The organism is Rhodobacter maris, assembly GCF_900217815.1.
Taxonomy (GTDB): Bacteria; Pseudomonadota; Alphaproteobacteria; order Rhodobacterales; family Rhodobacteraceae; genus Rhodobacter; species Rhodobacter maris.
This window is the reverse complement of the sequence record NZ_OBMT01000004.1, coordinates 184,706-208,489: the sequence shown is the minus strand read 5'-3', so window position 1 is coordinate 208,489 and position 23,784 is coordinate 184,706. Positions and strand designations below refer to the sequence as shown.

Annotated in this window: 18 protein-coding genes and 1 pseudogene; 7 read left to right on the top strand and 12 right to left on the bottom strand. The window is 62.7% G+C overall.

Translation table 11 applies throughout. The features are described from left to right. The first annotated feature begins 142 nt into the window (after positions 1–142). Positions 143–4,132, top strand: a complete 3,990-nt coding sequence (locus tag CRO22_RS19320; RefSeq protein WP_097069759.1) for a M10 family metallopeptidase C-terminal domain-containing protein — start codon at positions 143–145, stop codon at positions 4,130–4,132. Between the two features lie 415 nt (positions 4,133–4,547). Here the strand turns inward: CRO22_RS19320 and CRO22_RS08760 are convergent. Further along, positions 4,548–4,688, bottom strand: a pseudogene (locus tag CRO22_RS08760) (IS5/IS1182 family transposase); the annotation flags it as partial. Positions 4,689–4,752: 64 nt separating this feature from the next. Between CRO22_RS08760 and CRO22_RS08755 the strand changes: the two are divergent. Continuing rightward, the gene (locus CRO22_RS08755) at positions 4,753–5,049 is read left to right on the top strand and encodes a hypothetical protein (RefSeq protein ID WP_097069758.1); all 297 of its coding nucleotides are present in this window, start codon (positions 4,753–4,755) and stop codon (positions 5,047–5,049) included. Between the two features lie 354 nt (positions 5,050–5,403). Here the strand turns inward: CRO22_RS08755 and CRO22_RS08745 are convergent, their stop codons facing one another. Next, entirely contained in the window at positions 5,404–7,584 is a 2,181-nt protein-coding gene (locus CRO22_RS08745) for a malate synthase G (RefSeq protein ID WP_097069757.1), read from the bottom strand. A gap of 155 nt (positions 7,585–7,739) precedes the next feature. Between CRO22_RS08745 and pepN the strand changes: the two genes are divergently transcribed. Both pepN and gatB read left to right on the top strand, forming a co-directional pair. Then, positions 7,740–10,286, top strand: a complete 2,547-nt coding sequence (gene pepN, locus CRO22_RS08740; RefSeq protein ID WP_097069756.1) for an aminopeptidase N — start codon at positions 7,740–7,742, stop codon at positions 10,284–10,286. A 199-nt stretch (positions 10,287–10,485) separates the two neighbouring features. Next, positions 10,486–12,003 carry an Asp-tRNA(Asn)/Glu-tRNA(Gln) amidotransferase subunit GatB gene (gatB, locus tag CRO22_RS08735; protein ID WP_097069755.1) on the top strand — a complete coding sequence of 506 codons (1,518 nt, stop codon included), beginning with the start codon at positions 10,486–10,488 and terminating at the stop codon, positions 12,001–12,003. A gap of 45 nt (positions 12,004–12,048) precedes the next feature. On the opposite strand, the gene CRO22_RS18655 is transcribed toward gatB, so the two are convergent. Next, a complete protein-coding gene (locus tag CRO22_RS18655; protein ID WP_141399431.1) occupies positions 12,049–13,185 on the bottom strand; it encodes a hypothetical protein in 1,137 nt (378 codons plus the stop codon). 225 nt (positions 13,186–13,410) lie between these two features. Here CRO22_RS18655 and CRO22_RS08730 point away from each other — a divergent pair, with 225 nt between their 5' ends. Together CRO22_RS08730 and CRO22_RS08725 are read left to right on the top strand one after the other, a co-directional pair. Further along, positions 13,411–14,373 carry a DUF808 domain-containing protein gene (locus CRO22_RS08730; RefSeq protein WP_097069754.1) on the top strand — a complete coding sequence of 321 codons (963 nt, stop codon included), beginning with the start codon at positions 13,411–13,413 and terminating at the stop codon, positions 14,371–14,373. After that, positions 14,370–14,855 (top strand): YdcF family protein, encoded by a 486-nt coding sequence (locus CRO22_RS08725; protein WP_097069753.1) that lies wholly within the window; start codon positions 14,370–14,372, stop codon positions 14,853–14,855. Before CRO22_RS08730 ends, CRO22_RS08725 begins: the two co-directional genes overlap by 4 nt. Here CRO22_RS08725 and CRO22_RS08720 read toward each other — a convergent pair. The 7 genes from CRO22_RS08720 to CRO22_RS08690 all read right to left on the bottom strand — a co-directional run bounded on the left by CRO22_RS08720 (position 14,839) and on the right by CRO22_RS08690 (position 21,194). Next, positions 14,839–15,246 (bottom strand): hypothetical protein, encoded by a 408-nt coding sequence (locus tag CRO22_RS08720; RefSeq protein WP_245860922.1) that lies wholly within the window; start codon positions 15,244–15,246, stop codon positions 14,839–14,841. The two genes, CRO22_RS08725 and CRO22_RS08720, sit on opposite strands and share 17 nt — an antisense overlap. Positions 15,247–15,339: 93 nt before the next feature. Beyond that, complete coding sequence (locus CRO22_RS08715) at positions 15,340–15,915, bottom strand: PqiC family protein (RefSeq protein WP_097069752.1); 576 nt, start codon at positions 15,913–15,915, stop codon at positions 15,340–15,342. Between the two features lie 8 nt (positions 15,916–15,923). Beyond that, positions 15,924–17,963 (bottom strand): PqiB family protein, encoded by a 2,040-nt coding sequence (locus tag CRO22_RS08710; RefSeq protein ID WP_176518597.1) that lies wholly within the window; start codon positions 17,961–17,963, stop codon positions 15,924–15,926. A gap of 65 nt (positions 17,964–18,028) precedes the next feature. Beyond that, the gene (locus tag CRO22_RS08705) at positions 18,029–18,667 is read right to left on the bottom strand and encodes a paraquat-inducible protein A (RefSeq protein WP_097069750.1); all 639 of its coding nucleotides are present in this window, start codon (positions 18,665–18,667) and stop codon (positions 18,029–18,031) included. Beyond that, positions 18,634–19,299, bottom strand: a complete 666-nt coding sequence (locus CRO22_RS08700) for a paraquat-inducible protein A (RefSeq protein WP_097069749.1) — start codon at positions 19,297–19,299, stop codon at positions 18,634–18,636. Before CRO22_RS08700 ends, CRO22_RS08705 begins: the two co-directional genes overlap by 34 nt. A 337-nt stretch (positions 19,300–19,636) precedes the next feature. Then, a complete protein-coding gene (locus CRO22_RS08695; protein WP_097069748.1) occupies positions 19,637–20,101 on the bottom strand; it encodes a hypothetical protein in 465 nt (154 codons plus the stop codon). Then, positions 20,085–21,194, bottom strand: coding sequence for a hypothetical protein (locus CRO22_RS08690; protein ID WP_097069747.1), 1,110 nt, complete (start codon positions 21,192–21,194; stop codon positions 20,085–20,087). The genes CRO22_RS08695 and CRO22_RS08690 overlap by 17 nt, the downstream gene beginning before the upstream one ends. 89 nt (positions 21,195–21,283) lie before the next feature. On the opposite strand from CRO22_RS08690, the gene CRO22_RS08685 reads away from it, so the two are divergent. After that, a complete protein-coding gene (locus tag CRO22_RS08685) occupies positions 21,284–22,726 on the top strand; it encodes a tetratricopeptide repeat protein (RefSeq protein ID WP_097069746.1) in 1,443 nt (480 codons plus the stop codon). Between the two features lie 33 nt (positions 22,727–22,759). Here CRO22_RS08685 and CRO22_RS08680 read toward each other — a convergent pair whose 3' ends face one another. Beyond that, positions 22,760–23,086, bottom strand: coding sequence for a hypothetical protein (locus tag CRO22_RS08680; RefSeq protein WP_097069745.1), 327 nt, complete (start codon positions 23,084–23,086; stop codon positions 22,760–22,762). A 141-nt stretch (positions 23,087–23,227) separates the two neighbouring features. Continuing rightward, positions 23,228–23,779: a hypothetical protein gene (locus CRO22_RS08675; protein ID WP_097069744.1), complete on the bottom strand. Its 552-nt coding sequence runs from the start codon at positions 23,777–23,779 to the stop codon at positions 23,228–23,230. Between the last annotated feature and the right edge of the window lie 5 nt (positions 23,780–23,784).

The following is a 23,784-nucleotide window of genomic DNA, read 5'->3' as shown; positions in this document are numbered from 1 at the left end:
AGTCTACGGGAGGCATTTTCCGTGCAAGTCGGGCATTCAGATCCTTGACTGCCTCCCAAAGGCGCGTGAAATTACGCGCATTGACTGCGACTTTGCTGATTCTCACACCTGATTTGACCAAACCGGTCTGGAGCGCATTGCCATGAGCATTATCGAAGGTACTTCTGGTTACGATACCCTGACGGGCACTTCCGGCAATGATATTCTCTATGGCTATGGCAGCAGTGACTTGCTCTATGGCGGTGCGGGAAATGACACGCTTAACGGCGGCACCGGGTACGATACGCTCTATGGCGAAGCGGGCAACGACCTTTTCATGGTCTCCGAGCGTATTGGCGGATATTATTATTACAATCAGCAGGTTATTACAATCGCTGATTTCGCGAGCGGCGACCGGATCGATGTATCTGCTTGGGGAATTTCAAGTTTCGACCAGATTCAGAGCATACTTGAGGTCGTGGACGGCACTGACGCATATTTCAATGCCTGGTACGACGCTGTCAACTATTCGATACAGATCAGAGACTTTGCCGCCTCGACCCTCACCGCGTCGAATTTTGTTTTCAGCACTGCAGGGGCGAGCGAGATTACCGGCACGACCGACAATGATCGGTTGTTCGGCACAACTGGCTCGGACCTGATCACTGGCGGGGCAGGCAATGACGCGTTGCGCGGCGGCGACGGCAATGACACACTCAACGGCGGAACCGGTGAAAATACTCTCTATGGACAAGCCGGGGTTGATCTGTTCGTAGTTTCCGAACGCCTCGGCGGGTATTATTATTCCAACCAGCAGATCATCACGATTAAAGACTTTTCGCCCGGTGAACGGATCGATGTCTCTGCCTGGGGAATTTCCAGCTTCGATCAGATCCAAAATATACTCCAGATCGCCGATGGTACCGATGCTTATTTCAATGCCCGATATGATGGTGTCAGTTATTCCATCCAGCTCAGTGGCATCGCGGCCTCGACGCTGACGGCGGCGGATTTCATCTTCAGCACAGCAGGTGCCAGTACGATCATCGGCACGAGTGACAGTGATCGGCTCTTTGGCAGCACGGGCGATGACTCCATTCGCGGCGGTTCTGGCGATGACCGTCTTCTTGGCGGGAGCGGCAATGACACGCTGCGCGGCGACAGCGGGAACGACCTGCTCTACGGTCAATCCGGCAACGATGTTTTTGTCGTCTCGGCGCGCGGCACATCCTACTCAAGCACTCAGAATGTTACGATTGGTGATTTCACCACAGGCGACCGGATCGACGTTTCCGCATGGGGGATTTCGAGTTTCGACCAGATTCAGGAGATTCTCGAAACCGTCGACAGCACCGACGCCTATCTACGGGCCTATTTTTCCGGTTATCTGTATTCGATCCGGATCAACAATGTCGATGCCGCAGCACTTACCGCAAACGATTTCATTTTCGATACTGCGGGCACTCCGATAGACATGGTCGGTAACACCTCGACAGATTATCTCTTCGGCAGCCTTGTCGGGGATACAATCAACGGTGCGGGCGGTGATGACACAATTTTCGGTGGCGATGGGGATGATCGCCTCAGTGGCGGCACCGGCACCAACGTGCTTTACGGGCAATCTGGCAATGACGTTTTCTTTGTCTTTGCGCGTAGCAGCAGCACAAGCGACACTACCACGATCGCCGATTTCACCGCGGGCGACAAAATCGACATTTCCGCCTGGGGGATCTCAAGTTTCGAGATGCTTCAGGAAATCCTCACCACTGTCGATGGCACCGATGCTTACTTCAATGCGTGGTACGGGAGTGAATATCACGCGCTGCGCATCAGCAATGTCACCGCTTCGGCCCTGAGCGCCTCCGATTTCATCTTCGGCCCCTCGACCGCGCTCGACATGGTCGGCACAAGCTGGCGAGACCGGCTCTTTGGCAGCGAGGTGGCCGATACGATCAATGGCGGCAACGGCGACGATCAGATCTTTGGCGGCGGCGGTGGCGACCGGCTTCTGGGCGGCAGCGGCAATGACACGCTCATCGGCGGCGCCGGGACGAACACGCTTTACGGCCATGACGGCTATGACGTCTTCTGCATGTCTTTGCTTGCGGGGAGTTCTGTGAGCACCGATACGGTCGCCGATTTCACGGCTGGATATGACCGGATCGACCTCTCCGCCTGGGGCATCACGAGCGTTGCACAGGTTGCACAGATCCTCGACACGGAGAATGGCACCGATGCGGTGCTCGCCACCACCTGGGGCGGGCTGCAACACAAGATCTTTCTCACCGGCGTCGATGCCGACACGCTCGACGCCTCGGATTTCATCTTCGACACGTCGGGCGCGCGCACGCTTGCCGGCACCGGTTCGGCAGACCGGCTGTTTGGGAGTGCGCTGGGTGACAGCCTCGCGGGCGGCGCTGGAAATGACACGGTGATGGGCGGCGGCGGCGAAGATACGCTTGACGGCGGCGCGGGCACCGACCTTGCCATTCTCGAAGGGAATTTCAATGCTGCCCTGCTCTCGGCGCCCACGTCGAGCTCGCTGCTCTACAACGGCACGCTGCTGAGCGGGTTCGAATATGTGCAGTTTGCCGATGTCTCTTACTCCTGGACAACGCTTGCCGGGCTTGTGGTCAACAGCGCGCCGGTGTCGAACCTGCCCGCCACCCTCTCGAGCTATGAGGGATCGGTCTCCCTTGATTTGGCGGATTATTTCTCCGATCCAGAGGGCGATACGCTGAGCTATTCCGTCAGCGGCCTCGCCTCCGGCCTGAGCCTTTCCGGGCATGTGATTTCCGGTACGATCTCGGCGGTGGCCGGGGGCGCGCCGATGCAAGTGACCGTCACAGCCTCGGACGGCGCGATCACCATTACCGACAGTTTCTCCTGGACGATTACCAACGTGAATGCGGCGCCGACAGGCTCTGTAACGCTTTCGGGCGCGGCGCAGGTGGGTTCCGTGCTCGGTGCGATTTCGACGGTCGCCGATGCGGATGGTATCAATACCGCCACGCGCAGCTGGCAATGGCTGCGCGACGGCGTGGTGATCTCGGGCGCGACCGCGGCCACCTACACGCTTACCTCCGCCGATCAGGGCCATGTGATCGCGGCGCGACTGAGCTACACCGACTTCTTCGGCACGCATGAGAGCGTTACCTCTGCCGTTTCCGCCACCGTCACCCCGGCCGCGCTCGACGTGAACGGCACCACGGGCGCCGACATGATCGCGGGCAGCGACGGAAATGACACGATCAGTGGCTTGGGCGGCAATGACACGCTTTCAGGCGGCAGCGGTGACGATCTGCTCTCGGGCGACAGTGGCAATGACCTGCTCTATGGCGGCGCGGGCGACGACGGGCTTCGCGGCAATGACGGCAACGACACGATCCACGGCGACACCGGCGCGGACAACATTTCCGGCGCGGAGGGTAATGATTCCCTCGATGGCGGCGATGACGATGACCTGATGGGCGGCGGCCTCGACAACGACAGCATGGATGGCGGTGCGGGCAACGATTTCATGGGGGGCGGTATGGGCGATGACACGCTCCTCGGCTCTGCGGGCAATGACACCGTGAACGGCGGCGCGGGCGACGATTCCATGAGCGGTGGGCTCGGCAAAGACGTGATGGGCGCGAGCTTCGGCAATGACACGCTCTTCGGTGGCGATGGCAATGACGCAATGGGCGGCGGCTCGGGCCGAGACAGTCTCTCGGGAGACGCCGGGAATGACACGATTGGAGGCGGCGAGGGCGACGACACGATCCGCGGCGGCACCGGCAACGATTTCCTCGCGGGCGGAGATCGGGACGACCTGATCTATGGCGATGCGGGCGACGACATGATCAATGGTGGCGCTGGCAATGACACGATGTCGGGCGGTGCCGGTCGGGATGTGTTCCTTTTCAACGAAATGATTTCCGGCGACACCGATGTGATCCTCGATTTCGAGGGCGGGCTGGATCTTTTGCGGCTCTCGGGCATCGAAAATGCGCCGGGCTCTGGCCTCAACGGTTATTTCGATGCGCTTGATATCACCAATACTGTCGTCGGCGGCACGCTGGGGGTGTCGCTGAATTACGAGGGGCAGACGATTTACCTTCTTGGTATCAGCGCGGGTGAGCTCACAAAAAATGATTTCCTCTTCATGTGAGCCTGTCACACCTTGAGCCGCTCGCAGGAAGAGGCTTGCTCGTGACGATTTCTTCTTCGATGCTGATTGAGCGGATCTGCACTTCTTGTTGGTCCGCTTGATCAGCCATGCCACACAACCGGCCGTAGCACTGACAAAGGCCGCCAGATCGAACCGATGCTCACGTCGGGCGGTGCTTTCGAGAAGATATCCAACTTTTCTTGGTTTCAGCGGCCTACGCCGAGATCATAATGCATTTCTGTCTCGACCCATCTGAGGGCACCTCGATTTTTCACCGTTCCCGCGGCTCAAAGCCTGTTTGACCGCCTGAAAACTGCCGGAAACGGCTTGCTGTGATGTTTGGGGACGTGATCAGCGACCCTTCCGCCCGGTCCCGGCGCGCTTTGCCCCCCTCGGCCTGAGGTCCACGCCCGGATGGGGGCAGGCGGCGCAGTTGCGTCAGCCGTCGCATGTTGTAGGCAAGGTTCTTCATCCCGATCTTCGCCTTCACCCGCACCAGTCCGATAGTGCGCACCAAAGTGCAGCCCATATCGTTCGCCTGCGCGCCGAAGACACCCGCCTTGATGACTTTCGCCTTGGAACTGGTCCCAGCTTCCCGAAACGCGACCCGAGGCCGCCTGATGGCCGCCATCACTCATGTCTGCACCATCGACTACGTCGCCAACATGCTGGGCGCAGCCCCCGAGCTTCTCGAAGAAATCGTCTGCAATGGCGACAACCCAAGCTGCGGAACGATCATCCGCGTCGACATCGAACCCGACGACACTATCACCGCCCCGACCGATGATGGCATCGATGAGCGAAAAGACATGCTCAGAGGCGCACGTATCAACACCAAAACCTGGCACGCCTTCCTCGACGACTTTGTCAATGACGCGGAACGCGTCGCCCGCATCAAGGCCCAATCCCTGCGGTAACAACCGGTCAGTTACGAATGATCTCGATAACGAGCGCCGTCTTCCGCTTCGCTGTCCAACGTTTGATGCTGTCGTCCATCGTCATACTGATTGCCACGTTCTCCTTTGTCGCATGCGCAGGACTTCACTGGTTCAATACAATCGGACGCGGCTAATGCGCGGATTCGCAATCCTCACTTCGCGGATTGCGCTTCCCAAATACCCAAGATTCCCTGAAACCTTCAGAGCTCCCCCGGTCTTGCGGAACACGAATTCCGGCAGGATCGTTTCCCATTCGTCGCGCTTGACAGAAGTCTGATACCGGTCCTTGTTGTCCGCCTTCGGCCGACATGACACCATGGCCCAGCGCCGTTCCTATTGTACTTCGCTCAATGCTTGCGCTTCCTTTTTGACCTGGGCGCGGCGCTGGTGCAGCACCGGCTCGGTATAGCCAGAGGACTGGATCCGTGCGAGGAACACCAGATCGCAGGCGGCCTGAAAGGCGAGCCCGTCGAAATTGGGCGCCATCGGGCGGTAGGCGGGGTCATGGGCGTTTTGCCGGTCCACCACCTTCGCCATCTTGCGCATCGCCTCCATCACCCGGCCCTCGCTCACCACCCCATGATGGAGCCAGTTTGCGAGCGCCTGCGCGCTGATGCGCAAGGTGGCGCGGTCTTCCATCAGGCCGACATCATGAATGTCGGGCACCTTGGAGCAGCCGATCCCCTGATCGACCCAGCGCACCACATAGCCCAGAATGCCCTGGGCGTTGTTCTCGATCTCGGCGGCGATCTCGGCCTCGGAATAGTTGCGCCCGGCGGCAAGCGGGATCGTGAGCAGGTCGTCAAGCCGTTCGGGCCGGGCCAAGGCCGCGATCTCGCGCTGGCGCGCCTTCACGTCGATGCGGTGGTAATGTGTGGCGTGCAGCGTCGCCGCGGTGGGCGAGGGCACCCAGGCGCAATTTGCCCCGGCCATCGGATGCGCGATCTTCTGGCTCAGCATCTCGGCCATGTTGTCGGGCGCGGCCCACATGCCCTTGCCGATCTGGGCGCGCCCGGCGAGCCCGCATCTGAGGCCAATATCGACATTGCGGTCCTCGTAAGCCGCAATCCAGGGCTGCGATTTCATCTCGCCCTTGCGCAGCATCGGCCCGGCTTCCATCGAGGTGTAGATCTCGTCGCCGGTGCGGTCGAGAAAGCCCGTGTTGATGAAGGCAACCCGGTGCCTGGCGGCGCGGATGCACTCTTTGAGATTGACCGAGGTGCGCCGCTCCTCATCCATGATGCCAAGCTTGACGGTATATTGCGGCAGGCCCAGCACCTCTTCAACATGGGTGAAGACGGCATCGGCAAAGGCCACCTCTTCGGGGCCGTGCATCTTCGGCTTCACCACATAAATCGCGCCGGTCTCGGAATTGCGCGGCCCTTCGGCCTTTTTTAGATCATGGAGCGCGCAGAGCGTGGTGACCATGGCATCAAGAAGCCCTTCGCAGACCTCGCGCCCGTCGCGGCAGCGCACCGCCGGGGTGGACATCAGATGGCCGACGTTGCGCACCAGCATCAGCGCGCGGCCCTTGAGGGTGAGCGTGCCGCCATCGGGCGCGGTGAAGCTGAGGTCGGGGGCGAGCGCGCGGGTGAAGGTTTTCTCGCCCTTGGTGACGGTTTCGGTCAGCGTGCCCTGCATCAGGCCGAGCCAGTTGCGATAGGCAAGCGTCTTGTCCTCGGCATCGACGGTGGCGACGGAATCCTCACAATCCATGATCGAGGAGAGGGCCGATTCCAGCACCATATCGGCAATGCCTGCGGGGTCCGAGGCGCCGATCCGGTGCGCGGGGTCAATCTTCAGAATGATATGCAAGCCATTGTGCTTGAGCAGAATTTCCGTGGGCGCCTCAGGCGCTCCGCGGTAGCCTGCACATTGCGCGGGGCTCGCGAGCCCGGTTTCCTCGCCTGCCACCTCGGCAAAGAGCCCACCGTCCTGGATGCGCAGCTTCGAGGCCCCCGCCCAGGAGCCCGCAACCAGCGGGCAGGCCTCGTCGAGGAACTTTTTCGCCCAGGCGATCACCTTGGCGCCGCGCGCGGGGTCATAGCCCGGCGATTTTGGCGCCTCCCCCAGTGCATCGGTGCCGTAAAGCGCATCGTAAAGGCTGCCCCAGCGCGCATTCGCGGCGTTGAGCGCATAACGTGCATTGGTGATCGGCACGACGAGTTGCGGGCCGCAGAGGCTGGCGATCTCGGGGTCGGTCCCGGCGGTCTCGATGGTGAAACCGGGGCCTTCGGGCACGAGATAACCGATCTCGCTCAAAAAGGCGCGATAGGCGCTCGCGTCATGGCCCTGGCCGCGGTGATGCAGATGCCAGTCGTCGATCCGCGCGCCGAGCGCCTCGCGCTTGTCGAGAAGCGCGCGGTTCTTCGGCCCGAAATCGTGGATCAGCGCGGAAAGCCCGGCCCAGAACCGCCCCGGAGCCACGCCGGAGCCCGGCAATGCCTCGGTTTCGAGGAAGGCGGCCAGCTCTTCGGCCACCTGCAAGCCTTCGCGCTCAACGCGGTTCGTCATACTGCCCTCCCTGTTCTGGGGCGGTATCTTGTGCTTCCAACCGCCCCTGTCCAGCGAAAAGCGAAACCGGGCCTGCGTCCCGCGGTGGCAGGAGGGCATCTTGCCGAAGGCGCGCGCGGCGCCTAGCTTGAGGGCAACATTTGCGCGAGGATGATATGGACGGCGTGACGCTTCTTTCCGAATACAAACCCTATCCTTTTGAGATCGAGAGTATTTCCATGACTTTCCGGTTGGCGCCGGAGGCAACGGTAGTGCGCGCGGAGCTGAAGCTCGCGCCGCGGGCGGGGCGCGCCGATCTGCATCTTGACGGTGAAGAACTGACGTTGCGCGAGATCCTGCTCGGCGGTGCGCCGCTGCCACCGGGGGCTTATACTCTCACCAAGACCGGGCTCACGATCCTGGCGGAACAGCTTCCCGAAGGCCCCTTCACGCTGGAGACCGAGGTTGAAATCGCCCCGGCCAGGAACACGGCGCTCGAAGGGCTTTACATGTCCAACGGCCTTTATTGCACGCAATGCGAGGCGGAGGGGTTCCGCAAGATCACCTTCTACCCCGACCGTCCCGATGTGATGGCGCGCTTCCATGTCCGCATTGAATCGGACCTGCCGGTGCTGTTGTCGAACGGCAACCCGGTCGGGCTCGGCAAGGGCTGGGCGGAATGGGACGACCCCTGGCCGAAGCCCGCCTATCTCTTCGCGCTCGTCGCGGGCGATTTGCGCGCCACCTCGGGAGAGTTCACCACCGCCTCGGGGCGCAAGGTCGATCTCAACATCTGGGTGCGCCCGGGCGACGAGACCCGCTGCGATTTTGCGCTGGCCTCGCTGCAACGCGCGATGAAATGGGACGAAGAGGCCTACGGGCGTGAATACGATCTCGATCTCTTCAACATCGTCGCGGTTGACGATTTCAACATGGGGGCGATGGAGAACAAGGGCCTCAACATCTTCAACTCGAAGCTGGTTCTGGCCTCGCCCGAAACCGCGACCGATACCGATTACGAGCGCATCGAGGCGGTGATCGCGCATGAATATTTCCATAACTGGACCGGCAACCGCATCACCTGCCGCGACTGGTTCCAGCTTTGCCTGAAAGAGGGGCTGACGGTCTTCCGCGACCAGAGCTTCACCCGCGACGTGCGGCTCGGGGCGCTCAAGCGCATCGAGGATGTGGCGGCGCTGCGTGCGCGCCAGTTTCGCGAGGACGCCGGCCCCTTGGCGCATCCGCCGCGCCCCTCAAGCTACAAGGAAATCAACAACTTCTACACCACCACTGTTTACGAGAAGGGCGCCGAGGTGGTGGGCATGCTGGCGCGGCTTCTGGGCCCGGAGGGCTACCGCGCCGCGCTTGACCTCTATTTCGAACGCCACGACGGGCAGGCCTGCACGATCGAGGACTGGATCACGGTGTTCGAGGATGCCTCGGGGCGCGATCTGAGCCAGTTCAAGCTCTGGTATGTGCAGGCGGGCACGCCGCGGCTGCGGGTGGCCGAGCGCTTTGAGAACGGCACCTACACGCTTGACTTTGTGCAGGAAACGCCTCCCACCCCGGGCGAGGCGGAAAAGCCTCCGCGGCATATTCCGATTGCGGTGGGGCTGCTTGGTCCCAATGGCAACGAGCTGCGGCCCACCGAGATGCTGGAGATGACGCAGGCCCGGCAGAGCTTCCGTTTCGAGGGGCTGGCAGTGCGCCCCGTCCCCTCGATCCTGCGCGGCTTTTCGGCGCCGGTGCTGCTTGAGCGCGCCACCACCCCCGCCGAGCAGGCTTTCCTGCTCGCTCATGACACCGATCCGTTCAACCGCTGGGAGGCGGGGCGCAGCCTTGCACGCGAGACGCTGATGGCGATGGCGGAAGGCGGCGCGCCCGCGCCCGATTACCTTGAGGCCGTGGGGCAGATGCTCGCGGATGAGAGCGCCGATCCGGGCTTCCGCGCCGCGTGCCTGCGGCTGCCGGGCGAAGATGAGATCGCTGCGGCGATCGCCTCGAAGGGCGTGGCCGCAGATCCCGATGCAATCCATGCCGCGCGCCGCAAGCTGATGGAAACGCTCGCCCAAAAGCATGAGGCGGCGTTTGTCGCCGCCTATGAGGGGGCGGCGGTGCCCGGTCCCTACAGCCCCGATGCGGGCCCGGCCGGAAAACGCAGCCTGCGTCTGGCAACGCTCGCCTTCCTCGCCACGCGCGATAGCGGCGCGCGCGCCCAGGCGCTCTTCGAGGCGGCGGAAAACATGACCGAGAGCCTCGGCGCGCTCTCGGTTCTCGTGGCCGAGGGCGGGGCGGCCGCGGCGCTCGCGCGCTTTGCCGCGCGCTGGGGCGCCGAGCCGCTTGTGATGGACAAATGGCGCTCCGTGCAGGCCGTGTTGACGCCGCCCGAGGCGGCGGCCGGGCTGGTGGCGCGGCTTGCCGCCGATCCGGGGTTCGAGTGGAAGAACCCGAACCGCTTCCGCAGCCTGCTGGGCGGGTTTGCGGCCAACCACGCGGGCTTCCACCGCGCCGACGGGGCGGGCTATGCGCTTTATACCGATTGGCTGATCCGGCTCGATCCGCTCAACCCGCAGACCGCGGCGCGGATGTCGACGGCCTTTGAAACCTGGCGGCGTTATGACGCCACGCGACAGGCCCATGCGCAGGCCGCGCTCGCCCGCATTGCTGCCACCCCGGGCCTCAGCCGCGATTTGGCCGAGATGGTCGGGCGGCTCGCGGGCTGAAAGCGCCGGGGCGCTGCCCCGGACCCCGGGATATTTGAAGCAAGATGAAACCCGCCCTTTCATCTTGCCATAAATATCCCGGGGGTGTGGGGGCAGCGCCCCCACGCGAGCTTTTCCCAGCGCGCCCCCCGGTGCGCCCGCATCTTGCCCCGCGCCTGCGGCTGTCCTAGAAGGGCTCAAGCCAGATAGGGAACATGCAATGCTCGATCACCTTGCCTTTACCGCCCCCGAGCCGAAAGTCATTGCCGGTGCGAAAAGCGACTGGGAGCTTGTCATCGGCATGGAGGTGCATGCGCAGGTGGCCTCAAACGCCAAGCTTTTCTCGGGCGCTTCGACCACTTTCGGCGCCGAGCCGAATTCGAACGTCGCTTTCGTCGATGCGGCGATGCCGGGCATGCTGCCGGTGATCAACGAGTTCTGCGTCGCCCAGGCCGTGCGCACCGGGCTTGCGCTCAAAGCGGGGATCAACCTGCGCTCGGCCTTTGACCGCAAGAACTACTTTTACCCCGACCTGCCGCAGGGCTACCAGATCTCGCAGCTCTATCACCCGATTGTGGGCGAGGGCGAGATCATCGTCGACATGGGGCCGGGCGTGGCGCGCAAGGTACGTATCGAGCGCATCCACCTTGAACAGGATGCGGGCAAGTCGATCCATGACATGGATCCCAACATGTCCTTTGTCGATCTCAACCGCACCGGCGTGGCGCTGATGGAGATCGTTTCCCGCCCCGACATTCGCGGCCCGGAGGAGGCGGCGGCCTATGTGGCCAAGCTGCGCCAGATCCTGCGCTATATCGGCACCTGCGACGGCAACATGCAAAACGGCAACCTGCGCGCCGATGTGAACGTGTCAGTCTGCCGCTCCGGCCAATATGAGAAATATCAGCAAACGCAGGATTTCTCGCATCTGGGCACGCGCTGCGAGATCAAGAACATGAACTCGATGCGCTTCATTCAGGCCGCCATCGACTATGAGGCGCGCCGCCAGATCGCCATTTTGGAAGACGGTGGCAGCATCGTGCAGGAAACCCGCCTTTACGACCCTGACAAGGGCGAGACGCGGAGCATGCGCTCGAAGGAAGAGGCGCATGACTACCGCTATTTCCCCTGCCCGGATCTGCTGCCGCTCGAGATCGAGCAGGCCTGGGTCGATGACATCGGCGCCTCCATGCCGGAACTGCCCGACGAGAAAAAGGCCCGTTTTGTCAAGGATCTGGGCCTGAGCGAATATGATGCCGCGGTGCTCACCGCCGAGGTCGAGAATGCCGATTACTTCGAGGCCGTGGTCGCGGTCGCCGAAGATGGCAAGCTCGCCGCGAACTGGGTGATCAACGAACTGTTCGGGCGGCTGAAAAAGGACGGGCTCGAGATCGGGCAAAGCCCGGTCGCCCCGGCGCAACTTGGCGCGATCATCCGGCTGATCAAATCCGACAAGATCTCGGGCAAGATCGGCAAGGATCTGTTCGAGATCGTCTTCACCGAGGGGGGCGAGCCCGAAAAGATCGTGGAAGAACGCGGCATGATTCAGGTCACCGATACCGGCGCGATTGAAGCGGCGGTGGACGCGGTGATTGCGGCCAATCCCGATCAAGTGGAAAAGGCGAAGGCCAACCCGAAACTCGCGGGCTGGTTTGTGGGGCAGGTGATCAAGGCCTCGGGCGGCAAGGCCAACCCGAAGGCGGTGAACGAGATCGTGGCGAAGAAGCTGGGATTGTAAAAGAAAAGGCGCTCCTGCGGGGGCGCCTTTTTGTTTGGGGAGAGGCTATTCATTATTGGCCTTTCTCAGTATGAAATCATATGTGAGTGACAGGCCTATGATGGCGGTTATGTTGCCGCGTTTTTGCAGAATCTTGTTTATTGAAATGACGCGCTTGTCAAAATCTGATCTCTTTGTGATAGGGTTTGATAGAAATTCTGCGGAGTTGAAGTCAAAAAATGCAAGATTGTAAAACTCACTTCGTTCCTCGGCTGTCTTTGAATATTTTTTTATTTCATCAGATGTTCTCGTGATCTTGCTGTAGAAGTAGAAATCTGGAAACCCAATTCTGTAATACTCGCGGATTCCGCCAAGAAATGTCGGCAAATTTTCTCTGGATGAAAATGATGCCCCGATTTCTTTAATGCACTCTCTGTTTAGACCGCCGTATATCCTCTCGCGTCCGTCGAAGTCTTCCTCTAGTTCCAACATGTCGTTGCCTTCGATCGTTCCCGAGCAGGATGCGGAAAGCGAGTTTGGTCGGTTTGCCACATTCTTGCTACGCTGTTGCAATATTAATTTATTGTCGGCGGTTTCGATTATGCCCACTACACCCATGTGCCACGTAAGTTCTAGAGAGCCTAAATCCGGCAGCTTCTGATTTTCCGACGCTAGTTTTCTTCGAAGTGTTGTTCCATTTAAAATTACGTCGGCGGAGAAATGCGTTCTAAGGGAATCGAAATAACTGCACCGGGCAATGCAAATTTCTATCTTATTCTTTGATTTTTGGATGGACTTAATGCAGAATGGTTCGCCGTCGAAGATATGTTTTTTCTTCTTGATAGTGGCCTTGCTGAGCTCGTCCAAGAGTGGCGCGGTGAAGTCTGATGTATCTTGTGATAATTTCCTTTTCTCGGCGCTCCAGCGAAGCTTGATAATTCGAGTTTCAAGCTCTTGAGGCTTGATAAAATAGCAGGCGGGAAGAAAATCTGTTTTTCCGGATGCGTGGGAAATTATGTGATCCTCCTTGCCATAAAATTTAAAAAGGTCAGAATCGGATATAAGCTCGGATTTCTTTTTAAATATTTCGTTCCTGTCTCGGAAGGAGCGAAGGCTATGCAAATTTACTCCGCCAGAAAATAATTTATCGAGCGTCTTAGTTATCAGCCATCTTATGGGTGTTTCAATGAGTATTTCATACATCTTTGAGCTTCGCGTTTGTGCGGGTTCGGAATGATCGCGGATGAGGGCTACTGCTGAAAGCGAAACTGAGTGCTTCAAATCGACATGTCAATAAACAACTTAATTGTTGCAGATTCGAATTTGCAGAACAATCGCGGCGGCGTGCGAAGATCAGGCCTTCCCATTGTGGATCCTTATGCGATCTCGTAAGGAAGCAAAAACCTGATTGTAAATCCGGAGCCTCCCATGAGCGGCCTTCTTGCCCTTCTGGATGACGTGGCGGGCATCGCCAAGATCGCCGCCGCCTCGGTCGATGACGTGGCGGGACAGGCGGCCAAGGCCGGCGCCAAGGCCGCGGGTGCGGTGATCGATGACGCTGCGGTGACGCCCAAATATGTGCATGGCTTTGCTGCGGCGCGCGAGTTGCCGATCGTGGGCAAGATCGCGCTCGGCTCGATCCGCAACAAGCTCGTGTTCCTCCTGCCCGCGGCCCTGATCCTCTCGGCTTTTGCGCCCGGCGCGATCACGCCGCTTCTGATGCTCGGGGGGGCTTATCTCAGTTTTGAGGGCGCCGAGAAAGTGCTCCACGCTTTGCGCCCCGCGCATGGTTCTGCCGCGCTTGCGCCCGAGCCCCCCACCGATCCCGCGCATCTGGAGGAGGCAAAAGTCTCTGGCGCGGTGAAGACCGATTTCATCCTCTCGGCCGAAATCATGACGATCGCGCTGGCCGCGCTGCCTGCAGGCGGGTCGGTCAGGACACAGGCGCTGGCGCTCGCGCTCGTGGGCATCGGCATCACCGCCGTCGTTTATGGCGGGGTGGCGCTGATCGTGAAGGCCGATGACATCGGCCTCTTTTTCGCGCGCAGGGGGCGGTGGTCACTGACCCGGGCGCTGGGCCGCGGGCTCGTGGGCGTGATGCCGGGCTTCCTGCAGGCCCTCATGATTGTGGGCACGGCGGCAATGCTCTGGGTCGGCGGCTCGATCCTCACCCATGGGGCATCCGAACTCGGGCTTGGCGCGCCCTATGACGCGATCCATCACCTGGCCGAAGCGGTGGCGCATATGGGGCCCGAGGGGGCTGCTGCGGGGGTTGCCTGGACCGTGACGGCGCTGTGCGACGGGATCGTCGCGCTTTTGCTCGGCGCGGGGCTGGTGGCGGGGATGAACGGTCTCGTGGCACCGCTTCTGCGGCTTTTGAAACGGAGATGAGCGACGCGGTTGCTGTCGTGCTTGGCGCGCGGGTCGCGCCCGATGGCACCCCCTCGGCGGCGGTTTTGCGCCGCACGCGCCATGCGGTGGCGCTTTATCGGGTGGGTGAGGTGTCGGGCCTCGTGCTGACCGGGGCGGCCTTTCCCCCCGCGCCGAGCGAGGCCGAGGCGATGGCGCGGATCTGCCGTGCCGCGGACGTGCCCGAGGCGGCGCTGACGCTTGAGCCTCGCGCGCGCACGACACGCGAAAACCTCGCCTTTTCGGCGGCTCTCGCGCCCGGGGCGCGGCTCGTGATTGTCACCGACACCTATCACGCGGCGCGCGCCGGCCTTGCCGCACGCCAGCTCGGGCTTGCCGTCACGCTTTCCTGTCCGTCCGCACCAGATCTGCCCCTGCGCAAGCGGTTCACGCTTGCGTTGCGCGAAGCGCTGGCGCGGCTCTGGTATCGGCTGCGTTACGGATTTGTCAGCGCGAAACGCTGACGCGGACAAAATCGCCGCGTGCGCCCTTGAAGATCCGCACAAAGACCGTTGCGCCGCCCGCCATGATATTGCGCGCGGCGGCCGGTTCGATCGAGCCGTTCATCACCATGCGCTCCATCAGGGCGCGGTTGTCGACATCGCCGAAGACCGGATCCCATTCGTCGCCGCGCTGGGCGATGCCGAATTCATGGAAATTCGCCCGGTCCTGACGCAGCACCTGCCAGGGGGCGGAGAGGCGCGCGCCCTTCGAGTTGTAAAGATCGTCAGCACCGATATAGGCGGTATAAGCGCCGATCAGCTCCTGTGCCGCAAGTGGCGTGGCCCATGGGAGAGCGACGAGCCCGGCCAGAACAGCGCCGAGCATGCCGGAACGAAGAGGACGCAGGATCATGACAACCTCCTTTGGACTTCAACCGATGGCGCAAGCCTAGGCCCGGAAAGCGCGAAACCCAAGCTGAAAGCGGCCGCCGAGCCGCCGCGCGCCCTAGTCGAGCACGGCGATCTGCCGGGCGAGCTTTTGCAGCGCCTGCCCCTGTGCCGTTGCCACCGCCGCCGGATCGGGGCTTGCGAGCGGCACGGTGATCTCGAAGCGCCGCGCGATGTCGCGCCCCGGCCCGGCGAGCGGGGCGACGAAATACTGGCCGTCCAGATGGAAGACCCCGTCCGCCCCGGCAAGGATTTGCGACACCCGCACCTCGAGGCGACGATCGGGCGGTGTGCTGAGCGGCCAAGGTTCGGCGATGGCCGTGGCTCCGCTCATCGCCGAGATCTGGCGCGCAAGCACGCCAGTGATCGCCGCGCCCGGCGCATCCGCCCAGAGCGCATCCTTTTGCGCGCGCAGCGCGCCGCCCGGCTCCTGCGCCGTCACCTCGGGGGCGGTGGCATATTGCGGCAGCACCACCTCGCGCAGCTCGACCCGGCCGAGCCGGTCGGGCAAGTGTTCGGCGGGCGGGGGCAATTCGATCAGGTAGAGCGCATCATCGTCGCCGCAGGCCGCGAGCGTCGCGCAGAGCACGAGCGGGAGGAGCGCCGGACGGATCAGAGAGGGAAGGGGGCGCATGAAATCTCCTATCGGCCGAGAATGAGCGATTGCGGATTGCGTTGCAGCATCCGCACGAGCGTATCGAATGAGGCGGCGGTGGTGCGGAGCTGGCGCAGGGTCGCCACGGTTTCGGTGTTGAAATCGGAGCGCGCGCCGTAGCTTGCAAGCACCCCGTCGAGATCGCGGATCGTCGCCTCGAGCTTTTCGCTGAGCTGGGGCAGCCTTGCGCTCGCCTCGGCCACGGCATCGGCGGCCTTGCGCGCCGAGCCGAGCGTCTCGTTCAGGTTTCCGGTGGCGCCCCCCGCCTGGAGATCCTTCAGCATGACGCTCAGAGCGTCGAGCGACTGGCTGAGCGCGGCGGGCAACGCGGCCATTTCCTCCGAGCCTGCGAGCCGGTTCAGCGTGGCGGTCAGATCGGCGGCATTGCGGGTGATCTCGTCGAGCGGCAGCGCATTCGCCTTCTCGCCAAGACCGGTGAGCGTTTCGACGAGCCTTGGTACCCCTTCGACGCTCGCGGTCACGGCATCGGCCGCCGCACTCGCGCGGTCCATCGCCCCGCCAACGCTGCCGACGGTGCCGGCGCTGTTCAGATCGGCCATGAATTTCTGCGTTTCCTCAAGCGCCCCGCGCAGCGCCGCCGGGGCGGCCTGCAGATCGGGCGCCGCAATCACGCCGCGCGCATCGGCGATCAGCGCAAGAAGCGCGCCGGGCGCTTTTTGTGTATCGTCCTGACCGATCAGTTTCGTTGTCGAGTCGAGCAGCGAGATCGCAGAGTCCATCACCTGCTCGATGGGCAGCGCATTGAGCCGCGTGATCACCCCCTCCGCAGAGGCCGTGAAATCGGAGATCTCGGGCGCGGTCGAGGGGATCACCGGATTGGGCTTGGCGTCGATCTCGAGAAGCGCGGGGGGCGCATTCTCGACCGAGACGAGGTCCACGACGAGCGAGCCGCCCAGAAGCCCCGCGCTTGCCACCCGTGCGCGCAGGTTCTTTTGCGCCACCTCGTCAGAGAGGAAGGCCAGCACATCGGCGCGGTCCGCCCCTGCGGCAAGTCCGAGCCGCTCGGGCGTGACCGCGAAATCGACTCGCTGCACGACGCTCTGACTGCCCCCCGGCGCGGGCAGGGTGTCGATGCCGATGCTGGTGATCTCTCCCACTTTCACACCGCTGAGGTTGACCGGATCGCCGGTTTTCAGCCCGCGCACCGAACCGTCGAGATAGATCGACAAGGCAACCCGGGTCTCGGTCGTGTCGGCAAAGATGGAGTCGCGCGCGGTGGTCTCGTCGTCGAAAAGCGCGAAGGCCTCTCCGCGGCGGACCGGCTGGCCGCCCGAGACCGGCGTGTCGAATTCCACGCCGCCCTGAATGAGCGACGAGAGGCTGCGCACATTGAGCTTCACCCCCGAGGGGCCGAGCGAGACGGAAAAGCCCGAGGTGTTCCAGAACAGGCTGGAGGTGGTGAGGCGCTTGTCGTAGGGCGCCTTGATGAAGGCGTCGATCACCACGCCATCGCCTGTTTCGTTCACGCGCAGATCGCGCAGCTGGCCCACGGTGATACCGCGGTAAAGCACCGGCGCGCCCTCGATCAGCGAGCCGCCATCGGGCGCGGTGAGCCGCACCCAGCTTCCCGAGCCGGGCGGTGCGCCCAGCGGCTCGCGATTGAGCCCGGTGAATACGGCCGGCGCCGGCCCGGTGAAGGTCTTGTCCCAGAGCCCCTCGATGAAGACGCCCGAAAGCACCGTGTCGAGCCCGGAAATCCCGCTGAAGCCGATCTGCGGCTGTACCACCCAGAAACGCGCGTCCTTGTCGATATAGGGCGCCATCTCCTTGTCGAGGCGCACGGTGACGAGGGTCGCGGTGAGGTCATTGGTGAAGCCCACCTTTTCGACCTTGCCCACCACCACCTGACGATATTTCAGCACCGATTGGCCCGGCACCAGCCCGGCGGCATCGGAGAACGCGATCTGGATCGGCACGCCCCGGTCCTGAAAGGTTTTCCACGCCACGCCAAGCGAGACGACCAGCGCCACCAGCGGCACCACCCAGACCACCGAGATCCTGCTCATGAGCCCCGGCGCGGACACGGTTTGATCCGGGCGGGCCGGGGTGAGGGGAAGATCGGGGTCGTCGTTCATGCCTGCGGGCCTTGATCTTTCTCCCAGATCAGCCTGGGGTCGAAGCTTTGCGCCGCCAGCATGGTGAAGGCGACCGAGAGGGCAAAGAGGGCCGCAGCGGGCCCGGGGTGAATTTGCACGACAAAGCCGAGCTGCACCAGAGAGGAGAGGATGGCGACCACGAAAACGTCAACCATCGACCAGCGGCCGATGAATTCCATGATCTCCAGCAGACGGTGACGGCGGTGGCTTGAGAGTGTCGCATGCGCGCGCAGGCTCAGCGCCAGTACCGCGATGGCGATGAATTTGCCGATCGGCACCAGCACCGAGGCGGAAAAGACGATCAGCGCGATCGCCCATTCGCCCGCATGAACCAGTTCAACCACGCCGCCGAGGATGGTGTTCTCGGCGGGCGTGCTCCCGACGGTGGCGGTGCGCAGCATCGGATAGAGATTGGCGGGAATGTAGCAGATCAGCCCCGCGAGCATCCAGGCCCAGACCCGCTGCAGGCTGAGCGCATGGACCGGGTCGAGCCGCGCGCCGCAGCGCCGGCAGGTCGCGGTGCCGACGGGCGAGACGCAGCCGCAGGCGCGGCAGCCCACGAGCCCCGCGGCGCGCGCAGTCAGCGCTTCTTCTGAGTGTCGAGCACGGTCCATATCGTCCAGTCGTTGAGCAGGTTGTTTTGCAATGTCACGACCGCCACCAGCAGCGCGAAGGCCCAGAAGGCAGGGCCGAGCGTGACGGTGGCGAGCCCGGCGATTTTCACCAGTGCCACCACTGCGCCGACGACGAAAATCTCTGCCATCGACCAGGGCTGTACCGCCTCGGCGAGGCGAAAGGCGCGGCGCGCCAGTGGCCATGCCGGGCGCCCCTGTGCGAGCGGCCAGAGCGTGTAGACCAGAAGCGCGACCCGCAACAGCGGCAGCACCACGATAAGCGCCATCACGGCAAAGGAGAGCGGCAGCAGGATACCGTCGGAAAAGGCCATCGCCGCATCGAAAACCGAGCTTTCGTGGCTGATGCCGCCGGCCGAGATTTCCAGAAACGGAAAAAACACCGCACCGATCATCAGGATCGCCACGGTGAGCGAGAGCGCGATCACCTGTACCACGGTCCGCGCGCGCGGCGCGTAAAGGAGGTGATGGCAGCGCGGGCAGCTTTGCCGGATCCCCTCTTCGAGCGGTGCGCGCAGCAGGAGCAGATCGCAGGCCGGGCAGGCGATCAGCGCATCGAGCGGCGGCAAATCCGCGGGCGCCGGTGCGGCAGGGGGGGAGGCGGGCGAAGACATGGGGCCATGCTAACGGCGCGGAACCTGCGCGAAAAGACCGAAATCCGGGGTCGGCGCGGGCACGGTCTTGCGAGGGGGGCAGGGATGGGACGGGCGACGGCAGCAGGTTTGGGAGACCGTCGAAATCCTGCGCCCACCCGATCCGCTTTCGGGGGCTTTGTGGCCCCCTTGGGCCAAGGCCCCCCTCACGGTCGCCCTGGATCTCGATGCCCGCCACTTTTGCCTTGAAGGCCGTTTTCCATGGTCTTCTCGTCGCCTGCAGCATCATGCCGCTGCAAGAAAATCCACTTGTCCCGGCCGTGCAGATTCTGCAGCCAAAGTTCCTGACGCGGGGGCGTCAATCGCCGTCGCAGCCGGCCGGGACCGTCGTTCTCCACAGCCAGTTCTGCAGATAATAGTCCTCGCTCTCGGCCTCGGGGAGCGTGAGCGAGGACCGGATCGAGATATAGCTTTGCATCGCTTCGGTATCGGCCAGGCGCACCAGCGTGTCGACCCAAAGCTGATCAAGCTCCGCAATCTGCTCCGGACCCGCCATGGCGTAAGACTGGCGCACCATCGCCTCCACCCGACCCGGCGTGCCCGCCGCGGCGACCAGGGCCAGCAAATCCTCGTCCAGCGACGGGCCGCTTTCGGCCTTTTCCAGGCGCGCCCGCAGATCTGACCAGCCCGATTTCACCGAAGCGGGGGGCTGGGACAGCATCGGTGACAGGGCCGCGGCCACGGCCTGCGAGCAAAAGGCGACCCCGGAGAGTGCCAGAACAAAAACGCGCGTCCAGCGCCGATGGTTATTGCTGTGCGACATGGATCAGATCCTTCCGCGTGACGAATCCCGCGACTGAAAAGTCGTTCGACGAATCGAAGGGAGAAAAGAAAACGATCTTGTCCGTCGGGGCGTCTTCCTTGATTGCAACGCCGAGTTCGCCATTGGACCAATCGCCGACGGACCGATCGCGCACCGCGTCCTGCCGCAACACGTTCCAAGCGGACGGCGTTGCGGCAAGTCGTTGAACGGCATCGAAATTATGTGTGCCCTGCAGGAACATGATCGTGCCGCGAAATCCGGCCAGAATGCTCGAAAGATCAATCTCGACGGTTTCAACGCCGTCGAAAATGCCGCGTTTGGCCTGATCAACTTCCCCGAGGGCGGTACTGATCGCGATCGCATTCGCGCCGGTCCCCCGGCCGGCAGAGAGCACCGTGATGATGTCATTGTTGAGCAACAGCCGGCGCCGCAGGTCGCCATCTTCAAGGAAGGTGCCCGAAACATGCTGGTTAAACGGATCCTCGGGCAGCACGTCCTTGCCGGTCACGATGAACCGGGCCTGTTCCTTTTGCCCGGACCAGAGTGCGATCCCGGCGACCTCGACATCGTCTGGCACGCCTTCGATCTTGTCGTTGCCGAGTGCCCCGTAGCGCTTCTCTTCGCCCAGAAACAGATCGCTGAGCCAGATCCTTCCCAGAGAGGTCAGGGCCGTGTCGCTCTGCACGGTCAGACGCTCGTCAATGTCGATCTCGTCGTTTTGTGCGCCGTCCAGAATGCCGATCCCGTCGATCGGGTCCCAGTACAGGGCGGCGGGTTGCCAGCCCAGGCCATCGACGGTTTCCCGTTCCGCGCTCAGCGTCAAGCCGTCCACGGTGCAGGAGGGCAGCCCCATGCAGCGGGCGAAAGCATTGCTGCGCAGGTCGATTCCATGCGCAAGTTCCCGGTCGATCAGGCTCGGATCGGCGTCTTGAGCGCAGAGCGGGTCAGCCAGAAGACATAGCCCGGCAAGGGCAATCGGAAGAACGGAAAGGGAGGGATGGGAAGGCTTCATCTTTTTGGCCTGATTGCAGAAAAACTTCGTGCTCCGGATGATGACAAGCTTACCAAGATGATTAATGTTAACGATAGTCAACACCTCTTGTCAGCCTCTAGCCAAAAGACTTATTCGCAATTCAGAAGCAAAGTGCCTTATTTGGCACGGTAAGGTAGAAACTGGGGACAATGTCGGGTTTCAAGGCAGTGGCGCAATGCGCCTTGGTGCGGTTTGGAGTGGCCCTTGCTCTGGTCGCCCCGTGTGCTGCGCCTGTTGTGGCGCAGGCGCAGGATGTGCTTGCCGGAGAGCAAGCGCGCTATGAAGAGGCCGAAAGCTACCGCAGCGGCAGCAACGGTCCGGTTGATCTGGGCCGGGCGCGGGTGCTGCACGAGGCGCTTGTCGCCGAAGGCTATGCGCCGTCGCTGGTCCGGCTCGCCGATATCTATGAACAGCTTGGTCGGTCAGGCGATGCGATCGCCACCTATGACAAGGCGATCGACGCGGGCAGCGCCTATGCCCGGGTCCGGCTGGCGACGGGCCATCTGCAGGGCCGGTTCGGGACCCTGTCCGACCCGGTGGCCGGGGTTGCGCAATTGCGAGACATCGTCAACCGAAGCGGCGACGAACTGGCGGCGTTGAGCCTCGCCGATGCCTATGTGGCGGGCACGGGGACGCCCCCCGACATCGCGCAAGCAGTGGCGATTTACGAGAAGCTCTCGCAACGGGGCTATGCACTTGCCGATCTGCGCCTCGGCAAACTTTACGCCGAGCCCACGGTGCTGCCGCAGGATCTGCCGCGCGCCATCGACCATTTCACCCGCGCGGTCTCCGAAGGCAGTGATGCGGCACGAGTCGAGTTGAGCAAGGCGCTGATCGCCGCCCACCGCGGCGAGGAGGCGCTGCGGGTGATCGATGCCGCCGTGGCGCGGGGCCTGCCCCGAGCCGAGGCGCTGCGCGCGGTCTGGCACCATCAAGGCGCCTTTGGTCCCCTGTCCGATCCGGCGTTCGGTGCGCGGGAGATGCGTCGTCTGGCCGAGTCGGGCGATGTCTATGCCGCGCGCAATGCGCTGATTGCCCATGAACGGCGTTCCCGGCGCATCCGGGATCTGGATCTGGAAAAAGTGCTGGCGACGCTTCAGGGCGCTGCCGATGCGGGGGACCGGCAGGCGCTGATCTCGCTGGCGCGGGCCTATCGCAAATTGGCCTGGACGATCCCCGGGGCCCGCGAAAAGCAGCGCGCGCTGGTCGAAAACCATGGCGCCGAGCTGGGCGATGAATACGAATCTGCCGAGCGGCTGGAGGTGCTTTATGATCGCGCCCATCCGGTGCGCTCGCGCGAGGCCGCTTATGCCTATCTCGAAACGCTTGACGGTCAGGCCTTTGGCCGCGGCCTGATGCGGCTGCGCGCGATCGAAATGCAAGCTTATGTCTATGTTCTCGAACGTGAACTCGCCGCACACGGCTATGTCACCGGAACCGCAGACGGGATTCTGGATCGGGTGACGCTCACGGCAGCGCAAAAATTCTGCCGTGACGAGGGCATCTGGGATGTCTGCCAGCACGGCCCGCTGACCTATGATTCCTCGACGCGGATTGTCGGTGTTTTGGCCAACGAGCGCCGCCCCCGCTGATTACCCCGTTTCGGGCCGGGCGGGGCCGGTCTCTCAGCGCTGCGCCAGTTGCGTTGTTGGCGCGATGTTCAAAGCTGCGTTCAGATCCTCGCGGCCCCTGCCGGTCGCTGCCAGACAGGCGAGGCCACGCTCGGGCAGCGCCACCAAGATCGACCAGGTGGCGGCATCCGGAGTGGCATAGACCTCCAGCACTGCCCCATCCCCCCGGGAACTCGCGGCATTCGCGATCAGGCTTTCGCCGAACATGCTTTTCAGCTTGCTGACCACGTGATCGCGATCGGCGCAGGTCTCTGCCTGGCAGATGCCTGCCGTGAGAAGGAGTGTGAAGACCGAGGCAAATGCCTGTCCCTTGGTATTCATCCGGCGTGCTCCATCTGGTGCAAGAAGATCCGCAAATGGGGAGCTTCTCGATCTGTTTCATTCGGTAACGCGGAACCTGTCGGACCGATTTGACGTCATCGCGTTGAAAAGATGTCAAAATGATGAGAGAGAGCGCAAAAATCAAGTATTAACGCATTCCGGCCAGAGTTTGTTCCCTCCAAAGAGGTCGACAATCTGCAAACAGCCATAACGGGCCGCAATCCGGCCGCAGAGTCTTGTCACCTCCAGCGGGCCCACGAATTCGTTCGCAAAACCATAGCGCCCCAGAAAGGGTACCGGTCGCAGGCTGGCGCAGAGAAAGACCGGGCGGGCAAAAGGCGCGGTTGCGTGCTGTTTCATCAGATCGCGAAAGCCGTCGCGCCAGTTTTCGGGGCGGTCAGAGACATGGATCGCGATCACCGGCAGGGATTTCGGATCTTCGACCCAGGCGATCTTGCCGAGCGGAACCTCAAGCGGTGGCAGCCGACGCCCGAGCGGGGTGGTCTGGGTGTCAGGCCAGAACGGCTCGGCGTGCGGCAGCCGGGTGCCGAAATCGATTCGCAGATCGAACAGCGCCGGATTCTCCAGATCCGCAAGCAATTCGCGGAATTCAAGTTGCGCCAGCCGCTGTCCCATCCGCTTGTTCTCACGGGCGAGTCGGTTCAACAGGCTGACTTCGGGACGCCGGCCCATCGGGC